This window comes from Flavobacterium chuncheonense (assembly GCF_042686145.1).
Taxonomy (GTDB): Bacteria; Bacteroidota; Bacteroidia; order Flavobacteriales; family Flavobacteriaceae; genus Flavobacterium; species Flavobacterium chuncheonense.
The window spans coordinates 151,863-171,433 of record NZ_JBHUPC010000012.1; the positions used below are offsets into that span (position 1 = coordinate 151,863).

Below are 19,571 nucleotides of genomic sequence, written 5' to 3' on the forward strand. Positions count from 1 at the left end.
AAGCAACCACAAACCATCATAACTTGTTTTTTAGTTAAATAACTATAAAAATAGTTGTGTAACTAGAAAAATAGTTTTAAGTTTGACATTATAATATTTAATGTCATGCAAAAACTTACCAATAAAGAAGAAGAGATTATGCAAATTTTATGGAAGCTTAAAAAAGCTTTTGTAAAAGATATTCTAGAAGAAATAACAGAAGACAAACCGCATTACAATACGCTATCTACTATAGTTCGCAATCTAGAAGAAAAAGGATATGTTACTTATAAAGCCTATGGCAAAACACATCAATACTTCCCTATAGTTTCAATTGAAGAATATCGTAAAAAATTCATGAATACCGCTATTGAAAATTATTTCAATAGTTCGTATAAAAGTTTGGTTTCATTTTTTGCTGAAGAAGAGAAAATATCGGCAGATGACCTACGTGAAATATTAGCAATAATCGAAAAAAAAAAATAACATGGAACAATACCTAGTCTATTTCTTAAAAGTAAACGGATTGCTAATCCTCTTTTTCCTATCCTACCACTTTTTACTTCGTAAAGAAACCTTTTTTCAAGGTAACAGATGGTTTTTGCTTATGGGGGTAGCTAGTTCCTTTATTTTACCCTTAATAACTTTTACAGAAACTGTTTGGATAGAACAAGAAACTTTAGTTTATGAGAATCTCCCTTTAATTACACAATCAGTCGAAGTTACTACTACTTTACAACCTTCAAACTTTAATTGGGAAACAATCTTGATGTGGTGCTATTTTGGTGTATCAATTGTATTCTTGTTCCGATTAACTATTGAGTTGTTATCCTTTTTTAAAATCATAAAAAACAGCACAAAAACAAAAAACGAAAATATAATTCTAGTTGAAACTAAAGAAAATCAAAATCCATTTTCCTTTTTCAACTACCTCATTTTTAATAAAGACAACTTCACAACTGAAGAATTAGAGCTAATCGTTATACATGAAAAAGTACATATTGAACAAAAACACTCGATTGACGTATTGGTAGCAAAACTACTCTGTATGATGCTTTGGATTAATCCAATAGTATGGTTATACCGAAAAGCAGTCTTAGAGAACTTAGAATATATCGCTGATTATGAAACATCAAAAATCTCAAACAAATTATATGAATATCAAAAAACCTTACTAAAAGTTGTGACTCATCAACACAGCTTAAGTTTTACAAATCAATTTTATCAATCATTAATCAAAAAACGAATCGTTATGTTAAACACCAATCCATCAAACAAAAAAAATGTTTGGAAATTTTCATTAATTATTCCTGCAGTAGTAACTTATGTTTTACTATTTCAAGTAAAAACAATTGCACAAGTCAAAAAAGACAACCTTACCACTAATGCAGTAGTAGTAAACAATGAAATAAATCAAAAAAAGGAAATTTCAGAATCAGGAACCGTTAAAAATTCTGAATACGAAAATAGTAATGCTACCAATAATAGTCAAAAAAATGGTTTTGCTGTAACTTACGAAACACATAGTCCTAAAAACGATACAACCAAAACTAAAAACAAAAAACAAACTAATGAAAACATTAGTTACGGAGTAACATACGAAACACATAGCTCAGAAGATAATATAAAAAGAATTAAAGAAGATAAATCTATTGACTATAAAAAGGCATTAATTATTTTTAATGATAAAGAAATCAATAGTAAAGAAATTGATAAAATAATTTTTAATTCTATTGCTACAATAATTACACTGTCACCAACAGAAAAAGTAATTAAAAAGTATGGTGAAAAAGCTTCGAATGGTGTAATCATCATTGAAGATAATGAACATAAGAAATCGGAAAAATCTGAAACTTTATCAGACAATAAAGATGTTGATTTTAAACTAAATGGAGAAAATGAAAGTTTTGTTATTACAAAAAATTCTAGTAACGAAGATTTAAATTTTTACCAATCTATTCTTAAAAAAAGTGGATTCAATATGACTTATTTTAATATCAAAAGAAACACTAAAGGAGAAATTACTCAAATTCATTTGAAACTAGATAATAATGATGAGGAAGTTGAAAAAGTAATTGAAAAAAATACCGGAATTGAAGATGTTTTGATTGGAATGCAAAAAGGCAAACCTTTTATCAGTCTTTCTCCTCAAAAAAAGGAACCAATAATGATTATTACTGAAGATGGTAACCATAATATCCTTTTCGGTGGCAACATGCTTAAAATTCCAGGTGAACCAACTACAAAAATTGAAAACGGTAAACTCGATATTTATGTTAACGGTAAAAAACTATCAAATCCTGAAGATTTTTTAACAATGGACCATTCAAAAATATACTATATGAAAGTTGTTGATAAAGAAACTCTGGAAAACAACAGTAAAAAAGGAAAACGTATTGATGTTAAAACGAAATAAAAAAAGCAGCCCGCAAAAGTGGGCTGTTTTTTTATCTATATTTGCTCTAAACTTTGAGTAATGTATAAAATATTAGCAAAACTAAACAAACTGCTTTTACCTAGCTTTACCAAACAACGCTTGGATGTTACAAAAGCTAAAAAATGGCAAAAAGCAATTTTATCCTATCGCTACTACGTTACAATAAAGAGTCTTGATTAATATTTTAAGACCGAGAAGATATTCTTCCCTTCAAGCTTATCCTTCCCATTTAAAAAAGTTAACTCCATCAGGAAATTCACTTGAACAATCTCTCCTCCTAATTGTTCTACCAATTCACAAACAGCTTTAGCAGTTCCTCCCGTTGCCAAAACATCGTCATGTATCAACACCTTGTCGCCTTTTTGAATAGCATCCGTATGTATTTCTAAAGTATCATAACCATATTCCAATTCATAAGAAGCCGATAAAGTATCAAAAGGTAATTTTTTTGGTTTTCGAACGGGTACAAAACCTGCATTGAACTCTTGTGCTAATAAAATTCCAAAGAAAAATCCACGACTTTCCACACCAACCACCTTATCTATTTTCACATTTGAGAGCGAATTCTTCAAAGTTGTCAGACAAAATGCCCTTGCTTCAGCATCATTTAATAGCGGTGTAATATCTTTAAACGAAATTCCTTTTTTTGGAAAATCCTGAATATCACGAACATAACTTTCTACATTCATTTTTATTTGTTTTTTTTATAATTATGATTTGCAAGTTACGCATTTATGCCTATATTTGCACCCGTAATCAGGAACACAATTACTGATTGATTACAAAACGGCCTCGTGGCGCAACTGAATAGCGCATCTGATTACGGCTCAGAAGGTTACAGGTTTGAATCCTGTCGAGGTCACTACTTAAAAACGCAATCATATTGAATATCAATTGATTGCGTTTTTTTTATTCTAATACCTAGCCTACATTTAGCCCGCAAAATCACTCCTACAGAATAACCATCTATTTTGTTCTTAATTAAAGTTACTTTCTTTTGTACTCAAAAGTTTAATGAATCAATAAAATAAATCACTTAAATTTCTTAAAACATCATGCCGTTTTTGATGTCTGAAAACCTAAAGCATAATTAACTTAAAAATAGTATTATGCAATTTTATTACGAAAAATTAGAACCTAACTTTATACTGGAATTTTTAAAAGACAAACGTTTTGCTGCAGTTTTGGACTACATGATCACTTTTACATTCTATGAAGAATTTGTAGTTACTCCTTATCCTTACCACATTGAATTAAAAAATGATGATAAACATATCATTTTACTACTTTATGTTGGTTTTGATTTTAAACAATATATGGAACTTGACAGTGTTCATATTGTATCATTAAATCCGATTGTTTGGGAAATGGTAGAATTTGAGAATCTTAACATTAAGTATGTTAGTCCTTATGCTTTATTCAATATGATTTCAGAACTTATACCAGAAACTAGAGCTGAAGAAATTCGATTTCTATTAACAAATCGTTTTTAATCAAATAAGCGGACTATTCTTTTGAACAGTCCGCTTATTATTTTTTTATTTGCAACCTATTTACTTTTAGATTGTTTTATTAATATAAAAAGTCACATAATGAATAAACTTTTCACTAAGAAGTTATATACGTTACTATATCATATAAACACTTTAAAAGATTGCTCAGTAAATTTTTCTTTATTTCAAAATATGTTGGCAAATCATTATTCCTTAATTATTTTAACGTTTAACATCTCTTTTTCAGTATAAAGTTTTAGAATATAATTTCCCGTTCTTAATTCTCTCAAATCAATTTTATTTTCAGTAACCCAATTTGAACTTATAATTCTTCCTAAAACATCGTAAATTTCAACTTTAGTTATTTTCTTTTCAGTTTTAAATTGTAAAATATTTTTAACAGGATTTGGGTATATAGTAATATCACTAATAAAATTATTTTCTTGTAACCCTAATGTATTTTGAACTACTGTTGTGTAATTGTTTGTTATTATTGGGAAATTATAATCGAAATATATACTTGCCGAATTACTAAATGTACTTCCAATAACTAAATCTGGTTTTGTTTTAATTTTAAAGGCTACATAACCATCATTATTAGCATCATCAAATGGAAGATTAATGTCTTCAAAAATAAATTCTACTACATTATTTACAGCTTTAACTGTTAAAGGATGACTTGAAGAAATTGGTTGTAACGAATTTATTTCAAATTTTGATTGATCAATAATATCTTTTACGACAATATTTTGTGCCGCAAAAGTTCCTGTATTTTCAAATCTTATTAAATAATGAACATATTCACCAACCTGATTTTGTGCAATGGTTGTTCCTTCTATACAAGTTTTATCATTTGGGTCGTATGAATTTACTACAGTTTGATTTAAAATTGCTTGATTGTCAATTGGATTTTCATCTGTTAATCCTAAAATCGAAGCTGAATAAATTAAAATATCTCCACTATTCAAAGGAGGATTTTCTATTGGAGTATTAAGATTAAAAACTACCTCAATTTCTCTACTTTCAAATGGTAATAAGTTCAAAAAATTCCAACTTAATGAGTTTGTAGATTGACTATCTGGAGCTAAAATAGCTGAAACAAAATCCATTACACTATCATCATATGTTAAATCTATTGTTCCTGACTGAGTTTGAGTACCTTTATTTACATATATAATTTTATATTTTGCATCAAAACCCGGTCTTGCAGGATTTATTGGAATAATATTTATTTCTAAATCATTATGAATTCCATTAGAAACAACACAAAAATCTTGCTGCTGCTCTTGATTTAAAAAAGTAACTGAAGAAAATTGAGGTGATTGAATGTAATAATTTATATTTGGATATGGAGTAATCGTTACAGTATTACTTTGGGTATAAAATTCATATTCACCATTAGAATTTGTAAAAGTATAGCCTGATTCTGTTGTATCATCAATTACTACTTTAATATTATTAACAGTAATATCATTAATATCACAACCATTTGAATCCGAGTCAAGACTTATTTTTCCTGAAATGGTATTATAAAAGCCTCCAGGCGTAAAATTACAATAAGTGCTAAAAAAATTAGTAGCATTATAACTTGTTGAAAATATCCAATTTGATGTAGTATCATCATCGTCAGTACATAATTTTAAATCGGAATCATATTTTTCAATATTAACTAAGGACTCTATTGATCCATTTTTAAGTTTTATAAAATTAGAAGGATAAATGTTATTTCCTGAAGATGTAGCTAATTTTATTATTACATTATCAAGATTTGTACAATTATTCAAATCTATTTCTAAAATATCTTTTGTTGAATTAAAGTTTAGATCAATCAAACTAAAAAATGAGGAAAAATCAATTGTTTCAAGTTTAGATTGTAAAATTTCTAATTTATTGATAGTATAAACATTTCCAAAATTTATATTGTTTAAATACTCATCAAAAATACTTACTTCCTCTAATAGTTGATTTTGAGATAAATTTAATGTATAAGGTCCAGGAATTGTAGATGAAGCAACACTGTTTAGTCTTAATTTTTTGAGATTTATATTATTTGTTAAGTCTATTGGACTTGTAAATCTACTAGTTGAAATATTTAAATTTTCTAATTGAATATTGTTATTTAATGAAATTGCATTTGAATTATAATTATACAGTTCGAGATGATTTAAATTTAGATTATTTGTCAAATTTATCGGAAGATATAATGCTGTGGAAGGGCTTAAATAAATATAAATGTATTCTAATTGAGGATTGTTTGAAAAGTTTAATACATTACTTGGTGGAGCAGAAGTAGACCAAGAAGGATTTAATGTCAATTTTTTCAAATTAGCTAGAGTATATATCTTGTCATATAAATACATATCACTACTAGATCCCGTCAAACTAAATTCTCGTATGTTACTTAAAAAAGCAAAACTAATCGAACTAGAAATTGAAATATTATTAAATGATATTTTATATAAATTTGGAACCAACCCTGTGAAAGTATTTAAATATACTCCATTAAAATAGCTATCTAAATATAATTCTGTCAAATTATTCAATGTTCCTAATGGCAAATCAGGATAACCTGTTTCAATTATATAAATATTTAGTTTTTGAATAAGCATCTTGTTATAAGCACTTAAAGATTGAAAGGTTGCTGAGGCGCATTTTAATTCTAGTAATTGCGTTTGAGAATTTAATAAAACACTTGAAACATATCTATCTAAAAACAATCCTTTCAAAGGAATAACTTGATTACAATTGACAGCAAGAATTTGATTATTATCCGATAAATCAAGCTCTTCAAGTAATAATAAAGAATTAAAATCTAATGGTGTACTTACTGTTGAAGCTAGGTTATTATCGGACAAATTTATTTTTTTAACATTAATAAAAGTTTCAATCCCAGTAAAATCGGATATAGATTTTCCATTTAAAATTAATTCATCCGTTATAGACTGTGCTTCAATTGTTTCTATTTCCCCATTTGAATTTAAATCAATCATAGGAATATGATTTAACAATGCCGTTTTTAAATTATTGTCAGGGATGTTAACAATTTGAGCTTTACAAAATGTTGTAAAAGCTAGAATAATAAGAAGAATTTTTGTTTTCATTAGTTTGTATATCTTGGATTCTTTGTCAATAATATCTACTAACGGTCAGCCGCTTATTGTAGTTGCGTAAATTTATATTAAAAGTTATCAAGTACAAAACTCCTCGCGGAATTTTTGGATAAAATTCCGAACACTGTGGCTTTAAACTATAGCATAAACATTATATTAATTATGCTTAAGAAATCTTAATCTATACCCTGTATCTGGATCACTTTGAAAAAACCATAATTGATAATCTTCATCTTTTTTAAACACATTTAAATTTATATTAGTTCCCTCATTTTGGAAATTTAAGTTTATGCTTGAAGAAGTGTTATTTCCATATTCATATATATCCCACTTTCCTTTAGAAACCAAATTATCTAAAACTCCTATTTCTGTAACATCATCATGACTGAAAGAACTTTGTCTTATTCTAAATAAATTTTTTGAATTATTTAAAACAAAAGTACTGTCAGTATTAAAAGTGATTGCTATACTATCTAGATGTACTTTTTTAGTTAAATATTTATATGAAAATTTATCTAGTTTCCATTTTCCAACAAGATCTTCTTGTTTTAATTTCACATTTTTAGTTTGAATACTACTATCAATTGGGCCAAAGAAGTGACATGAACTAAAAAGAACAACAACAAGTAAAAACAATATTTTATTCATATAGATTTATTTAAAGGTCAAATGACTTAAATTAATCTTAAAAAAACAACACTCTAAACGTTATAATCATTATAATTGTTATTGTAAATTTGAAATTTTGGAAAAAACATAAACTTTATAATAATATATGAAACACTTAATAACCATCATTTTTGTATTATTTTCAATTCAAACACAAGCTCAAAATGTAACCATTTGCGATTCTTTGACTAAATCTCCTATAAGTTTTGCTAATGTTATAATTGACGAAGCTGGACAATATTCTGACGGTAATGGTAATATTTATTATGCTGATACTATCAAAAAAATAAATATAACTCATGTAAATTACTACACAAAACAAATTATAAACCCAAAAGCGTTAGATACTATTTTTTTAAATCCGAAAATTACCGAACTTAAAGAAGTAATTGTAACTTCTGATAGAATACCAATGAAAATAGGTTTTTTAAAAAAAGATAAATACCTACGTAATCTTCCTGTTACCCCAAAATATGAATTGATAATTAAAATTACCCCAAATACAGCGAATTACAATTTAAAGATTGATGAAATTTTCATTCCGCTATATAGTAGTCACGAATTATTTAAAAAAGGAATGGAAAACAATCCAAAAACAGGTATTTGCAGGGTAAATATATATAAAGAAATAGCAAACGATGAATTAGAAATGATTTATCAAAGTGATATCATTAAGTTTTTAATGTCTGAAAGAGATCAAATTCTTTTGGATTTAAGAAACGAAACTATAAAACTAGATCCTGAAGGATTATATATAAGCGTGGAAATGATTGGTAGTATTGATGATTATGGAATCATAAATACAGTTCACGCTCACATTAGACCTGGATTAACTTCTGAAACTTCAAAGGACTATATGGCCTCTACCTATAGTAAAAGAGCTTTTGACAATAAGCCATCAAAATTAGCAAGCATCAGCAATATTATGAATGAATACTTTACTAAAATATATAAAAATTATACAGAAAGAAACTTTAATATTGCAATTGGCTTAGTTGTTAGCAAAGAGTAAAAAGATATATACTGCCTGAATAATTATAGAATTTTGGAAGCAATGTCTTTACTATTCGGCAAATCAAATTATCAAATGTGGCAGCACCACATTTCTTTAATTCAATACTTTAAATAATAGAAAAACCTCCACTAAGGAGGTTTTCAGTTGTTAATAACTTAATGATGAAAAAAATTATTTTCTAAATCACTAGTTATACAAATTTATTTTTTTTTAACACAAAAGCAATGCTATAAACGTTATTAAAACGTTAAAATTTTCAGAACAATATTCCTAATATTTCTTCTAAAAAAATAGAATAACAATTAAAGTTTAAAAGATTTCTACCAATATACTGAATGTATTTGAAAAAGTTACAGAAATAAATAATTTACATATAAAAAAGATGCAATCCAATACTTCTCTTTTTCATGTAATAAAAATTCTTCTTCAACAAATTCTCTCCTAAATTGAAACCTATAATTTAAAATGTATCAAAAATAAGCTAACAAAACATCATAGATATCAACACAACTATTTCATTATAAGAAAATTAATCTTAAATTTATATACTATTTCTCTACTAAAAGCAAATTTTAGGTAAATTATGGAAAGTAAAACGCACAAAAAACTAAACGAACTTGCTTCTACTGCTATTTCAGGAAATGATATTAGCTCTTCATGTTTATATGTTTCCGCTTTAGCTATACTGTATTCAGGTCAATATGCGTGGCTAGCATTATTAGTTGTAGGCGCAGTGCTTTATTTGTTTCGAAAGGTTTATGGAGAAGTAGTTGGCGCTCTACCCTTGAATGGAGGCGCTTATAATGCACTATTAAATACTACTAGTAAATCAATAGCATCATTAGCTGCCACACTGACTTTACTTTCCTATATGGCTACCGCTGTAATTTCAGCTAATGAAGCCATGCACTATGCCCATATTGTTTTTGACCAACTACCAATCATCATAGCAACCATTATCTTACTTGCAGTTTTCATGGGTTTGAGTATCATTGGCATTGGAGAATCATCAAAAGTAGCTATTTTCATCTTTATATTTCACCTGACTTCATTAGTTATTTTAGCTTCTTTTACGGGTTTTTATCTCCTCAATAATGGATTTGATACCTTTATAGAAAACCACCAATCTCCAATCAAAGGAGGAAACATTACTACTGCACTATTTTTTGGTTTTTCCGCTGCTATGTTAGGTATAAGCGGTTTTGAAAGTTCTGCCAATTTTGTTGAAGAACAGCAACGTGGTGTTTTTCCAAAAACTTTACGCAATATGTGGATTGTTGTAACCATTTTTAATCCGTTAATGGCTTTTTTAGCTTTGGCCGTTATTCCAATAGGAACTATTGAAAACAACCAAGAAGCTTTATTATCTTACATGGGAAATGTGGCTGGAGGCTCTTGGTTATCTATTCTAATTTCTATAGATGCAGCCCTAGTGCTTAGTGGTGCCGTTTTAACCTCATTTGTTGGTGTTAGTGGACTAGTAGAGCGTATGACTTTAGATCGTGTATTACCGCCATTCCTATTGAAAAAAAACAAAAGAGGAAGTTCCTACCGAATTGCTATAGTATTCTTTTTACTTTGTGTTTCCATTCTATTAATCACCAAAGGTAAGCTTAGTGCGCTTGCTGGTGTATACACCATTGCTTTTTTGTCGGTTATGGTTTTATTCGGTATCGGTAATATTTTATTAAAAGTAAGAAGGGAACATTTACCACGTCCTGAAAAATCTTCTTGGATAGCATTAATTATCGCTATTATAGCTGTAATTATTGCAATAATTGGCAATACGATACTTAATCCCGCCTATTTTGGAGTATTTTTACAATATTTTATCCCAACGATATTGGTGGTAACCATTATGCTTAATAGGACATCACTTTTAAAATTAATTTTAAAAATTATCAAGTATTTTTTATCCCCTATTCAGAATCTATTAAAAAAATCAAATGACGAAATACTGAAACTGATTGACCTAATAAACTCTCAGGAATTTGTTTATTTTACAAAAGATGATGATGTAGCTACTTTAAATCGTGTCATGCTTTACATTCAAAATAACGAGCACACCAAGAAACTTAAAATAGTAGCCGCTTTTAAAAAAGGAGAAAGTGCAACACCTCAATTTCTTTCTGATTTAGACGTTTTAGACAGAGAATATCCTAATATTAAAATCGAATTCATACAAATGCAGGCACAGTTTGGACCTAAATTAATAAACGACCTTTCTAAAGAATGGAAAATACCGGTTAACTTTATGTTTATTGGTTCACCTGGTAATCGGTTTCCTTATAAAATTGAGCAATTGGGTGGAGTGCGTTTAATTATTTAATATACTGCTCAGCAATTACTTTACGAATGGATACAAATCCAATGTTATCGGTATCAATTTCACTTCGCTTTACCCAGATTAAATCTTGTATCTCATCCTCAGCTCGTATCGAAATCACATCGGTTTGAAGTTCGCATTCATAAAAAACATCCATCGTTCGATAAGGAACATTTTTGTACAAATAATTATTTGGTGAAGTTGTTATATATTTTAAATCTTCAGAAAACACATCAATTCCCAATTCTTCTTTAATCTCTCTACAAGCCGCTGTTTCAGCATTCTCTCCAGGATCGATAAACCCTCCTGGCAAATCCCATTTCCCTTTGTCAGGGTCAACATTTCGAACTGTAAACAATATTTTATCTTCAAAAGTAAAAACTATTGCCACTGCCGCTGCAATGTTATGATAATAGGTAAAATCACAATCATTACAATGAAAACGAACATTGTTTGGAAAATCAAAATTTGTCGATTGACAATTAGGGCAATATTTGAAAAAAGTAGTCATAAAGTCTTAAGATTGATGAACAAAAATAACGAAACTAGTTACTAAAAAAGAATGATTCTAGTATTTTTGTGCCATGCAAAATCATTTAGTCATCATAGGAGCCGTTTGGCCGGAACCGAACTCAACCGCTGCAGGAAGTAGAATGCTTCAACTGATTACTTTATTTCAAAAGCAAAACTATAGCATTACTTTTCTTTCATCTGCAGGGAAAAGCGACTATTCATTTGATTTAGAAAGCCAAAACATCAAAATCCATTCAATTCAACTAAATGACAGTAGTTTTGATGAACTAATTACAAATTTAAACCCAGATATTGTCCTATTCGATCGTTTTATGATGGAAGAGCAATATGGCTGGCGCATCGCTGAAAATTGTCCGAATACTTTACGCATTTTAGACACAGAAGACCTTCATTTTTTACGAAAAGCAAGAGAAACAGCTTTCAAACAAAAAAAAGAATTACTTTTTGAAGATTATATTTCAGATGTTTTTAAACGCGAACTTGCAGCAATATACCGCTGTGACCTCAGCTTAATAGTTTCGGAATTTGAAATGCAACTTCTTACCGAAACGTTTAAAGTTGATTCTTCCATTTTGTACTATTTACCTTTTCTAGTAGCTCCTATTTCAGAAGAAACAATAAATGTACTCCCCGATTTTAAACAACGTAACCATTTTATAAGCATAGGTAACTTTTTACACGAACCGAATTGGCAAACTGTTTTACAATTAAAAAAGGTCTGGAAATCTATTAAAAAAGAGCTTCCGGAAGCCGAATTGCATGTTTATGGCGCTTATGTTTCGGAAAAAGCAAAACAATTGCATAATGAAAAAGAAGGTTTTATAATAAAAGGACGAGCTGAAAATGTAGCTGATGTTTTTACTAATGCAAAGGTATTACTGGCTCCAATTCCTTATGGAGCGGGCTTAAAAGGCAAACTTTTGGAAAGTATGCAATTTGGTCTACCCAATGTAACCACCCCTATGGGGGCAGAAGCCATGCATGGAAACCAAGACTGGAATGGCTTTATAACCAATACTGATGAAGATTTTATAACAAAAGCTATTACACTCTACAAAGATGAAAACCGGTGGTCACAAGCACAACAAAATGGGGTTGGATTACTGCAGCAGCGTTTTGATAAAAAACTTTTTGAAAATGATTTTATCAATAATATAGCTCTTTTACAGACCGATTTAAAAGTACACAGAAATAAGAATTTCATAGGCCAAATTTTTCAACATCAAACCTTACAAAGCACCAAATTCATGAGCAGATGGATTGAATTGAAAAATAAAAACAACTAACCGTGTATGGTTTCCGATTTACCGTAACTAGCAATTACTTTTGCTTCAAATTCTAGCCATTCTTCCCAACGTTGTTTAACATCATAACCTTCTTCTGCAAGTTCATGTGCAAATTGTAAAAAAGAAGTATAATGATTGGCTTCGGAAATCATGAGTTCACGATAAAACTTTGCTAATTCTTCGTCTTTGATGTTCTCCGATAGTACTTTAAAACGTTCGCAACTTCTGGCTTCAATCATTGCGGCAAAAAGCATACGCTCTACAATTAAGTTTTTACGACTTCCAGGTTTCATAAACTTGAACAAATCGTTTACGTAGCTGTCTTTACGCTCACGTCCTAAAACCCATCCACGGGCTTTGATAATTTCGTGTACTTGCTCAAAGTGATCCATTTCTTCCTTTGCAATACTGGTTAATTCCGTAGTAATTTCAGTAAACTCAGGTAATAGATTGATTAACATCATAGCATTGGAAGCCGCTTTTAACTCGCACCAAGCGTGATCTGTAAGTATTTCTTCTAAATTACCTTCTGCAATATTTGCCCAACGAGGGTCGGTAGGAAGTTTTAATCGGAACATGTTTTGACTTTTAGAAATGCAAAATTACATTTTTTAAATTAATCCTTAAAATAGTAGTCTACCTAAGCCTATTATGATTTTATATTAGCAAATTTATTTAAAAACTTACATTTATTTCATAATTTTAATTTTAAACATACTATTTCTTAAATAGTTGCGTTTTATAATAACAAATCTTACGAATTTATAACCTTAAATCTATTATTATGAAAAAACTAAGTTTGGCATTAGGAGTATTAGCTTTAACCTTTATGGTATCTTGTAAAGAAACTAAAGAAGAACCAACAACTGAACCAACAATGGAAGAAGTAGAAATAGCTCCAGAAGCAACTGAAGAAGAAGCTACTACCATAAGTATCAGTGAAGATGGTGTAGAATATTCGGATGAGAATACAGAAGTTGAAATTTCAAAAGATGGCGCTGAAGTAAAACAAGAATAAAAACAAAAAACCTGCAATTATGCAGGTTTTTTTATATCCTTTCTAAACCAGTCCAACTGGCATTTTTATCATACCCTATTTGCCCCTCTTTTATATACAAAGGACAATCAAAATTATTAGTATACAATCCTCCTGTACCTAACCCTTGTGGCATTTTATTACCAAGTGTATACGTAAACTGTGTAATGGCATTTAAACCTACATTACTCTCTAATGCAGAAGTAATCCACCAACCTATATTCAGTTGTTCTGCAATAGTAATCCACTCCAAAGTACCTTTAAAACCACCAACTAAGCTTGGTTTTAATATAATATATTGAGGTTGAATAGCTTTTAAAAGTGCTTCTTTATTATCCTTTCCGAAAACACCTATCAACTCCTCGTCTAATGCGATAGGGAAAGGCGTAGCACTACAAAGCAAATGCATCGCTTCAATTTGATTTGCTTTTATAGGCTGTTCAATGCTGTGCAATTGAAAAACTGATAATTGCTTTAATTTTCCCAAAGCCTCTTCTGGCTTAAAAGCGCCATTGGCATCTACTCGAATTTCTATCGTATCAGCATCAAAATTTTCACGAATAGCAGCTAACAACTCTAATTCTTTATCAAAATCGATGGCTCCTATTTTCAGTTTAATACAGTTAAAACCTTGAGCTAATTTTTCTTCAATTTGGGATTTCATAAAAGCTTGATCCCCCATCCATACCAAACCATTAATAGATATTGCATCTGTGCCTTCTGTAAAAGCAGAAGGAAACAATTCGAATGGTGTTTGAGATTCCAATGATAAGAAAGCCATTTCCACTCCAAACTGAATCGATGGGAATTCAATCAGCTCATCCCAAAGTTTATCTTTACCCAAATGAATATTAGCACAAACCCATTTTAGTTTATCTTCATAATTAGGACGGTCATCTATGGAAAGTGTACGCAGAATTCCACACTCCCCTATTCCTTTCTTTCCATTGTTTTCTAAAAAAAGTAACCAAGTTTCCTTCTCAGTCATTACACCTCTAGAAGTACCACTTGGTCGCTTAAATTTTAAAATGTATTTTTTGTACGTTGCTTTCAAATTACAATTCTATTGATTCTCCTATTTCCAATAACATTAAATCTTTATTGGCATCGAAGAATTTACGTTTTGCTTCCTCGTGATTAATTTCAATATACCCAAATGTATCAAAATGATACCCTAAAACTTTATCACATTGTACAAAATCAGATGCAATGATGGCATCATCAACATCCATTGTGAAATTGCTTCCTATTGGTAAAATCGCTAAATCCAATTTGGTACGCATTGGAATTAATTTCATATCCATCGTTAAAGCTGTATCACCAGCAATGTAAATGTTTTTATGTTCGCTTTCAATTACAAAACCTCCAGGTTGTCCACCGTAACTTCCGTCTGGAAAAGAAGAAGTATGAATTGCATTCACATATTTTACAGTTCCAAATTCAAAATCCCAGCTTCCACCATGATTCATCGGGTGAAATTGAAAACCTTTAGCTCCATAGTGTGACGCAATTTCATAATTGGAAACAATAACCGCATCGGTTCTTTTTACAATAGCTTCGACATCTAAAATATGATCCTGATGAGCATGTGTCAATAAAATAAAATCCGCTTTAATAGTCTTAATATCAACATGAGCTGCTTTGGGATTTCCAGAAATAAAAGGATCAACCAATATATGAACATCATTAACTTGAATTCCTAAACAAGCGTGACCGTAAAATGTAATTTTCATCTTTTAAAAATTTAAATCTTTAATCAATATAGCTAACCAAAAAATAAGACTCAATACAAAGGTGCTTAATGCTACTTTTTTTAATTCGGGATCAAAATCTTCGTACTTTTTAGCTGCCCTTACTCTTCCTAAATGTAACAATAAAAAAACAAACACCAAATAACTCAATGAAAGTCGGGTATGTATCATTAATGAAAACACAAATAACAAAACAAATGGTACTATGACTAAAAAATGTTGGTAATTTTTAGCCCATTTCAAGCCCATTTTAACTACCAAAGTATTTTTATCTGCTACACGGTCGTTTTCAATATCGCGCATGTTGTTCAAATTTAGCACTGCCATGCTCAACATTCCGATAGCAGTAGCCGGTAGAAATATCTTCCAATCAACAAAATGTGTAAACAAAAAGTTGGAACCTACAACACTTACCAATCCGAAAAAGATAAAAACAAACAAATCTCCAAAACCACTATAACCGTAAGCATTTTTACCAACTGTATATTTGATTGCCGCTCCTATTGAACCAATTCCAAGTAGAATAAAAATCAAACTCATTGCAAAGTTTTCTTTACCAAAAGCAATGTAAATGAGTAACATTGCTATAGCAAAAGTTAAACCTGCTGTTAGCAATACTGCTTTTTTCATTTGTTTAGCTGTAATTACTCCAGCAGCCACCAAACGCTTCTCCCCTATTCGGTTTGCATCTGTACCTTTTACACCATCACCATAATCGTTGGCGTAATTGGATAAAATTTGCAATCCCAAAGTGGTTAATAAAGCCAAAACAACAATTCTCCAGTCGGAATAGCCTTGAAAATATGCGTAAGCACTACCTACAATAATTCCAGAAATAGATAACGGCAATGTACGTAATCGAGCAGCTTGAATCCAGGGTTTAATATTCATATTAGATTAAAAATCGTAGCGTTAAAGTTATTATTTGAAGCACTAAACTTAAATACCAAAGTTTAGACGCTTTTCCTTTTTGTAGCAGTATTACAAAAATAGTAAGAATGGGAAGTACAAAAAGTAAAATCAACATTGGAAACCAAAAAAGCTCTGCTACTGCCCCAGTGACAATAGTTTTGTAAACATTTACAACATTTACCAAAAACCAATAAAGGCCTACTATACAGGACACGAAAAATGTCACTATTCCCAATAATTTAAAATTTATACCTTCCATATATCTTGTAATTATAAAATTAATATTCTTTAATTTTTGTTTATTTCTTTTTGGCGAACAATTTCAAAAATATTTCACCAAACAACATCACATCCACTTTTTAGTACTCGTTTCTACCTGATACAACCATTGATTACACAAAGTTGTAATTTCACTGTAAAAACCTGTTGTGAACGAAATATGCCCTCCTGCAGTATGTAAATACACACTTCCTATATTCATTCGCTTTTGCCAAAACAATTGACTAGTTGTAATGGCTTGTATTTTATATGGTTCAATAATTGCGGTATCAATATCCCAAAATCCAGATTGCACCATAATAAACTGAGAAGTAACCATTAACTTGTAATTTTTATACAATCGCCAACAGCTAAAAACTCCAATAATTCCATACAAAAGAACTAAAATTAAGAGTTTATTCCATATTAAAAAATCGGTAAAATAATTTCCCAATAGCACTGATAGAATCGGTAAAAGAACCATAAAAATAGAACGTACCCAAAATTTGCGAATACTCGGAAAATAAACCGCTTCGTTTGAAATACTCTTATTGTAAATAAAGTCAAAAAGCTGCTTTTTTACAGCTTCTGAACAACCCGGTATTTCTATTCTATCTTTTCTTTTTTGCTTGTTATTTTCGTCACTTGAAGCCTGTTCTATTCTGATATTGTTGATATCTAACTTCTCTTGAAAATAGTTTTGTGAAATTTTAAAAACTTGAACTTTTATCGGATTAATAATCGTTTTTCGAGTAGTAAAAAGTCCGAAAGAAAGTAGCAATGAATGCTTGGTTTTTGAAATCTCAAAATTAAAATAACGGACTATGGTTCTAACCAAATTTATAGTAATAATCAAGATAAAAATAAAAATAAAACCTGTAATTACTGACAACAATACCGAATTGTAATCAAAATAACGTTCAACGGCGTTGGTGTCAATTTTATCCTCAAGATGTATTTGCTTCCCGTTTTCCCAAAGCGTATTTAATACCAAAAACAACCAACCAAAAGTTTCGACATACTTTGAAGTAATTCCAGTTTTAACTAAGGTTAAAAAATCAATTTTTATTGATTTTGAAGGTATCGTTTCCGTTTGAATGGTTTCAGTAACTACACTAGTTTCTTGTTCATTTAAGACTTCAATTACTTCTTTCAATTGGTTGGCAACTGCACTTGAAATTGCCTTAATTTCAACTTCTTTTTTTCCACTTCCAGCTGTATCAACTTTCACTTCATACAATTGGAAGATTTTATGCAACAAACTTTGATTCAAATTAATTTGTTGGATTTTATGCAGTTGGATACTAATCCGTGATTTTTTCAAAAATCCTTTTTGAATAATCAATTCCTTAGACGAAAAATCAATTTGAAAAGTAAAATACCAATAACGTATAAAAGTTCCTAAAATAGACAAAGCCAAAATGATGAACCCCATCCAGATTAATTTTCCACTATATTTTTGAAAATTAAAAGCAAAAACTACAAACAATCCGATAGACGCTCGTAATAAGCGCTGCACGGAATCCAAAAATAAAATGGAAATCCCAAGTTTCGACTGGCGTTGTGGAATGGAAAAATCAAGCTTCATTATCCAAGTTTGGTTTTATTTCTACAATTGACTCTGCAGTTTCTTCCTCTGTTTCCTCAGCTAAATCATCAATTTTTTTAATAATCCAATGTTTATATTGTTGGGCTTCTTCCAGTTTCAACCCTTTAATCTCTAAATCAGTAGTACTACCACCAGCAGTAAACAATTCTAAGGAAGCCAACCCAAAATAACGCGAAAACAATCCTTGGTGCAACGCAACGTGTTGTACTCTTTTATAAGGCACAATAGTCGTAGTTTGTGCAATTACACCCGATTTATAAATCGCATCGTGCTCACGAAAAGCAAACCCTCTGCGCTCAAAGCTCAATCTTGAAAAAATAAAACTTGTAAGCGTAACTAAAACGTAAACAATACCAATAATTACCCAAATAATATCAGGAAACAATTTAGCATTTATAGTCCAAAGAGTTCCTAATCCTAAACCTAATAAAAGCAAAATAATCCCGATATTGATCAGGATTACTTTGTAATACTTCGATTCTATTCTATTTAAAACAACCGTTTCAAATTGTGGCAAACTTGAAAGATTAATTTCTTGATTTGAAAAATGTTGCATACCTATACTTTAAATCCAAAACCTAAATTAATAAAATGGAAATTGGCATCAAAACCATCTGATTTAGCTGCATAGAATTTATAACTTCCTTCCAAATAAAGTAACTTAGACAAATGGTAACGTAAACCCGGCTGAAGGGTAATACCATTGTAATTAAACTTAACATTTCGGTTTGAAAAATAAATAGGTTCATTTCCTACATAATCAATTGGTGTAAGATCAAAATTATTGGTAAAAAAAGCATAACCAATAGCACAAAAGGGTTTTAATTTTGCATTGAAAGCATCTACTTCAATACTCGCTTTAGGGTTCCAAACAAAGGTATCATCCGTTAAAAACACTTCACGAGACTGTAAATAATCAACTGATAATCCCCCTGAAATTTTAATTGTTGAATTGCTATAAAAAGCATATTGTGCATCTAAGCCAACAATTCCATTAAAACCATCACTTACTACGTTGTTTTTATCCCTCAAATTACCAACATAATGCACACCTATTTGAAATCTTGATGGTTTAGTATTATCGTCAACAATATTATCTTGTGCAAAAACTGTAATTGATGCGAAAAGAAAAATTAAACTTTTAATTATTTTCATA

General features: G+C 29.9%; 19 protein-coding genes and 1 tRNA gene. 9 read left to right on the top strand and 11 right to left on the bottom strand.

The window, feature by feature from the left end; all coding sequences use genetic code 11:
* The first annotated feature begins 105 nt into the window (after positions 1-105).
* Genes ACFS5J_RS04685 through ACFS5J_RS04695 form a run of 3 tightly spaced genes read left to right on the top strand, consistent with a single transcriptional unit; the run spans position 106 to position 2,596 of the window.
* The gene (locus ACFS5J_RS04685; RefSeq protein ID WP_379810876.1) at positions 106-465 is read left to right on the top strand and encodes a BlaI/MecI/CopY family transcriptional regulator; all 360 of its coding nucleotides are present in this window, start codon (positions 106-108) and stop codon (positions 463-465) included.
* A 1-nt stretch (position 466) separates the two neighbouring features.
* Positions 467-2,395 carry a M56 family metallopeptidase gene (locus ACFS5J_RS04690; RefSeq protein WP_379810877.1) on the top strand — a complete coding sequence of 643 codons (1,929 nt, stop codon included), beginning with the start codon at positions 467-469 and terminating at the stop codon, positions 2,393-2,395.
* A gap of 60 nt (positions 2,396-2,455) precedes the next feature.
* On the top strand, positions 2,456-2,596 hold the full coding sequence (locus ACFS5J_RS04695; protein ID WP_379810879.1) for an SsrA-binding protein: 141 nt from the start codon (positions 2,456-2,458) through the stop codon (positions 2,594-2,596).
* Here ACFS5J_RS04695 and ACFS5J_RS04700 read toward each other — a convergent pair.
* Positions 2,593-3,105 carry an adenine phosphoribosyltransferase gene (locus tag ACFS5J_RS04700; RefSeq protein ID WP_379810881.1) on the bottom strand — a complete coding sequence of 171 codons (513 nt, stop codon included), beginning with the start codon at positions 3,103-3,105 and terminating at the stop codon, positions 2,593-2,595. The two genes, ACFS5J_RS04695 and ACFS5J_RS04700, sit on opposite strands and share 4 nt — an antisense overlap.
* A gap of 99 nt (positions 3,106-3,204) precedes the next feature.
* On the opposite strand from ACFS5J_RS04700, the gene ACFS5J_RS04705 reads away from it, so the two are divergent.
* Together ACFS5J_RS04705 and ACFS5J_RS04710 are read left to right on the top strand one after the other, a co-directional pair.
* A tRNA-Arg gene (locus ACFS5J_RS04705) sits at positions 3,205-3,278 on the top strand.
* A 247-nt stretch (positions 3,279-3,525) separates the two neighbouring features.
* On the top strand, positions 3,526-3,909 hold the full coding sequence (locus ACFS5J_RS04710; protein ID WP_379810882.1) for a hypothetical protein: 384 nt from the start codon (positions 3,526-3,528) through the stop codon (positions 3,907-3,909).
* 206 nt (positions 3,910-4,115) lie between these two features.
* On the opposite strand, the gene ACFS5J_RS04715 is transcribed toward ACFS5J_RS04710, so the two are convergent.
* Together ACFS5J_RS04715 and ACFS5J_RS04720 are read right to left on the bottom strand one after the other, a co-directional pair.
* Positions 4,116-7,010: a T9SS type A sorting domain-containing protein gene (locus tag ACFS5J_RS04715; protein ID WP_379810883.1), complete on the bottom strand. Its 2,895-nt coding sequence runs from the start codon at positions 7,008-7,010 to the stop codon at positions 4,116-4,118.
* A gap of 165 nt (positions 7,011-7,175) precedes the next feature.
* Positions 7,176-7,667 (bottom strand): hypothetical protein, encoded by a 492-nt coding sequence (locus tag ACFS5J_RS04720; RefSeq protein ID WP_379810884.1) that lies wholly within the window; start codon positions 7,665-7,667, stop codon positions 7,176-7,178.
* A gap of 127 nt (positions 7,668-7,794) precedes the next feature.
* Between ACFS5J_RS04720 and ACFS5J_RS04725 the strand changes: the two genes are divergently transcribed.
* The gene (locus ACFS5J_RS04725; RefSeq protein WP_379810885.1) at positions 7,795-8,700 is read left to right on the top strand and encodes a hypothetical protein; all 906 of its coding nucleotides are present in this window, start codon (positions 7,795-7,797) and stop codon (positions 8,698-8,700) included.
* A 586-nt stretch (positions 8,701-9,286) separates the two neighbouring features.
* A complete protein-coding gene (locus ACFS5J_RS04730) occupies positions 9,287-11,032 on the top strand; it encodes an APC family permease (protein WP_379810886.1) in 1,746 nt (581 codons plus the stop codon).
* On the opposite strand, the gene ACFS5J_RS04735 is transcribed toward ACFS5J_RS04730, so the two are convergent.
* A complete protein-coding gene (locus ACFS5J_RS04735) occupies positions 11,025-11,540 on the bottom strand; it encodes an NUDIX hydrolase (protein ID WP_379810887.1) in 516 nt (171 codons plus the stop codon). The genes ACFS5J_RS04730 and ACFS5J_RS04735 overlap by 8 nt on opposite strands.
* A gap of 73 nt (positions 11,541-11,613) precedes the next feature.
* On the opposite strand from ACFS5J_RS04735, the gene ACFS5J_RS04740 reads away from it, so the two are divergent.
* Positions 11,614-12,849: a glycosyltransferase family 4 protein gene (locus ACFS5J_RS04740; protein ID WP_379810889.1), complete on the top strand. Its 1,236-nt coding sequence runs from the start codon at positions 11,614-11,616 to the stop codon at positions 12,847-12,849.
* Here the strand turns inward: ACFS5J_RS04740 and miaE are convergent.
* Complete coding sequence (gene miaE, locus ACFS5J_RS04745) at positions 12,846-13,427, bottom strand: tRNA-(ms[2]io[6]A)-hydroxylase (RefSeq protein ID WP_379810890.1); 582 nt, start codon at positions 13,425-13,427, stop codon at positions 12,846-12,848. The genes ACFS5J_RS04740 and miaE overlap by 4 nt on opposite strands.
* A gap of 206 nt (positions 13,428-13,633) precedes the next feature.
* Between miaE and ACFS5J_RS04750 the strand changes: the two genes are divergently transcribed.
* On the top strand, positions 13,634-13,867 hold the full coding sequence (locus ACFS5J_RS04750; RefSeq protein ID WP_379810891.1) for a hypothetical protein: 234 nt from the start codon (positions 13,634-13,636) through the stop codon (positions 13,865-13,867).
* Between the two features lie 31 nt (positions 13,868-13,898).
* On the opposite strand, the gene ACFS5J_RS04755 is transcribed toward ACFS5J_RS04750, so the two are convergent.
* The 6 genes from ACFS5J_RS04755 to ACFS5J_RS04780 all read right to left on the bottom strand — a co-directional run bounded on the left by ACFS5J_RS04755 (position 13,899) and on the right by ACFS5J_RS04780 (position 19,570).
* Positions 13,899-14,939, bottom strand: a complete 1,041-nt coding sequence (locus ACFS5J_RS04755) for an o-succinylbenzoate synthase (protein ID WP_379810892.1) — start codon at positions 14,937-14,939, stop codon at positions 13,899-13,901.
* Position 14,940: 1 nt separating this feature from the next.
* Positions 14,941-15,618 (bottom strand): metal-dependent hydrolase, encoded by a 678-nt coding sequence (locus tag ACFS5J_RS04760; protein ID WP_379810893.1) that lies wholly within the window; start codon positions 15,616-15,618, stop codon positions 14,941-14,943.
* A 3-nt stretch (positions 15,619-15,621) separates the two neighbouring features.
* Complete coding sequence (menA, locus tag ACFS5J_RS04765) at positions 15,622-16,527, bottom strand: 1,4-dihydroxy-2-naphthoate octaprenyltransferase (RefSeq protein ID WP_379810894.1); 906 nt, start codon at positions 16,525-16,527, stop codon at positions 15,622-15,624.
* Between the two features lie 367 nt (positions 16,528-16,894).
* Entirely contained in the window at positions 16,895-18,394 is a 1,500-nt protein-coding gene (locus tag ACFS5J_RS04770) for a PH domain-containing protein (RefSeq protein ID WP_379810895.1), read from the bottom strand.
* On the bottom strand, positions 18,384-18,971 hold the full coding sequence (locus ACFS5J_RS04775; protein ID WP_379810897.1) for a PH domain-containing protein: 588 nt from the start codon (positions 18,969-18,971) through the stop codon (positions 18,384-18,386). The genes ACFS5J_RS04770 and ACFS5J_RS04775 overlap by 11 nt, the downstream gene beginning before the upstream one ends.
* A 2-nt stretch (positions 18,972-18,973) precedes the next feature.
* On the bottom strand, positions 18,974-19,570 hold the full coding sequence (locus ACFS5J_RS04780; protein WP_379810899.1) for an outer membrane beta-barrel protein: 597 nt from the start codon (positions 19,568-19,570) through the stop codon (positions 18,974-18,976).
* Between the last annotated feature and the right edge of the window lies 1 nt (position 19,571).